We start from the raw sequence: 965 nt of genomic DNA, 5'->3' as shown, positions 1-965 counted from the left end.
GGTGGGCGCCGGCGCACGGCAACTGCAAGGCTAGGACCCGTGACGAAATTCGCCCTCGCCGGCTACGGAACGCGCGGCGACATCGAGCCATTGGCAGCGGTCGGCCGCGAGCTGCTGCGCCGAGGGCACGACGTGGCCGTGGCCGTCCCACCGGAATTGATGGGTTTCGCCGAGTCCACCGGGCTCGCGGCGGTCCCGTACGGCCCGGAACTGCACGACTTCCTGGACGAGGAGTTCCTCCGCAACATGTGGGCTGAGTTCTTCCGGAACATCTGGACGATCCGCAGCCCGATCAGGTTGATGCGCAAGGTCTGGGAGCCCCTCATCCGGCATTGGGGCGAGGTCAGCGCGGCGCTGACGTCCCTCGCCGCCGACGCTGACCTATTGTGCACCGGCCTGAATTTCGAGCAGGCCGCCGCCAACGTCGCGGAACACTACAACATTCCGCTGGCGACACTGCATCACTTCCCGATGCGGGCCAACGGGCAGCTCGTTCCGAGCGTGCCGGCGCCGCTGTTCCGCTCCACCATGAAAGCGGTCGAGTGGCTGTTCTGGCGCTCGACGAGGCAGGTCGAGAACGAACAGCGCCGAGAACTCGGCCTACCAGCGGCCAACAAACCCTCGCCGCGAAGGATCGCCGAACGCGAATCGCTGGAAATCCAGGCGTACGACGAGGTGTGCTTCCCCGGGCTCGCTGCCGAATGGGCGAAATGGGGCGGCCAGCGTCCTTTCGTTGGATCGCTGACGATGGAGCTGCCCACCGATACCGACGACGAGGTGTTGTCGTGGATCGCGAAGGGGACACCGCCGATTTGCTTCGGCTTTGGCAGCATGCCGGTTGCCGAATCGCCGGCCGACACGGTCGCTCTGATCGGCGCGGCGTGCGCGGAGCTGGGTGAGCGGGCGCTGGTGTGCTCCGGGTGGAGCGATTTCAGCGACGTGCCGCACTTCGACCACGTCAAGGT

Annotated in this window: 1 protein-coding gene; it reads left to right on the top strand. The window is 66.6% G+C overall.

Features of this window, described 5'->3' with window-relative positions; translation table 11 throughout:
• Positions 1–39: 39 nt before the first annotated feature.
• A partial coding sequence (locus tag A5711_RS21550; RefSeq protein WP_067948853.1) for a glycosyltransferase occupies positions 40–965 on the top strand: 926 nt, incomplete at its 3' end.

This window comes from Mycobacterium sp. E2238, assembly GCF_001672665.1.
Lineage (GTDB): Bacteria > Actinomycetota > Actinomycetes > Mycobacteriales > Mycobacteriaceae > Mycobacterium.
Note: the sequence above shows the minus strand (reverse complement) of the source record. Positions and strands in the feature narration are given on the sequence as shown.